Source organism: Gottfriedia sp. NPDC056225, from assembly GCF_042267765.1.
Classification (GTDB): Bacteria; Bacillota; Bacilli; order Bacillales; family Bacillaceae_G; genus Gottfriedia.
Window position 1 is genome coordinate 1 of the sequence record NZ_JBHJTJ010000133.1, and the last position, 1,659, is coordinate 1,659.

2 protein-coding genes are annotated in these 1,659 nt (G+C 29.7%); one reads left to right on the forward strand and one right to left on the reverse strand.

What is annotated here, in order from left to right; translation table 11 throughout:
* Positions 1-380: 380 nt before the first annotated feature.
* Positions 381-839, reverse strand: coding sequence for an arsenate reductase/protein-tyrosine-phosphatase family protein (locus ACFCYN_RS25395; protein ID WP_375952960.1), 459 nt, complete (start codon positions 837-839; stop codon positions 381-383).
* Between the two features lie 202 nt (positions 840-1,041).
* On the opposite strand from ACFCYN_RS25395, the gene ACFCYN_RS25400 reads away from it, so the two are divergent.
* The gene (locus tag ACFCYN_RS25400; RefSeq protein WP_375952963.1) at positions 1,042-1,494 is read left to right on the forward strand and encodes a DUF3888 domain-containing protein; all 453 of its coding nucleotides are present in this window, start codon (positions 1,042-1,044) and stop codon (positions 1,492-1,494) included.
* Positions 1,495-1,659: the final 165 nt, after the last annotated feature.

Genomic DNA, 1,659 nt, shown 5'->3' on the forward strand with positions numbered 1-1,659 from the left:
GTTACCAATAACTAAAATTGTTAAACCAGCTACTAATACCTTTATTTCTTGAGGGTTCTTCAAGTTTACCTTCCTAATGCCTAACTCTTTATTTTTTGATTTAGAAAAAAACTTCCAAATAGCTAAAAGAATAAAAAATATGAAACTAAAAACGATTAATTGAATAAAAATATTCATCTCACTTTTTCTCCTTTATTGTTAAAAATAGACTCTGATAATAAAACATTACCAGAACCTAGCACCACTTTCTTAAGTAAATCATCCCGATTATTATTAAAGATTTCTTATTAAACTATCCTACTATTTAGAGCAATAAAAAAATCGACCATCACAGCCGATCTTGTTGTTAAACTAATGCATCAGTTAGTTGTATAAGATTTTCATTTCTTTAATTCGATGTTGCTTAATAAAGTTGGAATAGCACGATTAATATAATTAACTAACTGTTTCATTTGCTCAAAAAAATGTTCATTGTCAGGTTCGCCAATATTCACTGCTGTTTGTAGACCATTATATACCTCGTTAAATAAATGAATATCACGATTATACTGTTGCTTGATAAATTCTTTATGTAATTCACTCATACCAATAATAAGATCGAACTTATCAAAGCAAGATTCATCAAATTGTAATCGATTGAACCCAGTAGTATCAATTCCCATCTCATTCATTACATTAAAATGAATTGTAGAGTATTTACTAATATCGCTATTAGCCCTAATACCCGCAGATGCCACTTTAACTGATGTGTTATTCGTTTTTTCTAGATGATCTTTCATACAAAATTCAGCAATTACGCTCCTAGTAAAATTATCGGTACAAACAAATAGAATGTTCATTGTTGCTCCCCTCCATAAAACCTTAATACCCCTTTATTTATCAAAAAAATTTATTTTTATTATATCATTCCTTATGCAACTAAACTGCCATTTACTTCAATAAAAAAACGATCTGCAAGCAACTCGTTTTCTTCAACTAATGCAACAGTTAGTTGTATAACTCTTATTTTTTAATCAAGAATACCTTTAAGGGGTGAATTTGATGAAAAAATTTTTGGTTTTATCTATTTTGATGGTTTATTTAAATTATAGTACATTATCCGTCAGTGCAGAAAAACGTCATAAACACGATTCACAGGGTATGGAACAGTTTTTTGACAATTTTATGTTGGAACAATTTCAAGATGAAATTGTTCAAGCACTAAAAGAATTTTATAAAAACGATTCAATAAGCTATGTATACAATTGGTGGGATAAAAGCTATGACGTTGTAGAGATAGAAGGTTTTAGACCAAATAGAAACTTAAGTCATCGGTATATAGTTCGATTTACAGTTTTAACTTATGAAAATAAGGTGAAAGGAAAGCGACTTGGACAAGATACAGTAACGTTCGGAGTGTCTCCTCTTCTTTTTAATAAGGAAATGAGTAAAAGAAACTTAGCTGCTTCAAAGGTGAAGTTCTTATCAATTAAGCATTCCAAACCTCCAAAATAAAATACCAATTGAAAAAAGGATCTAATTAGAGCAAAAGATCCTTTTTTGCTGCTTATGTAACTAAAGCATCAGTTCGTATTATAAGGTCAACCAGTTAAATTTTCTGGTTGACCATTTTTTATATGGTTTTATGATTAAAGTAGTCGGGGCAGAACGAAGCATCAG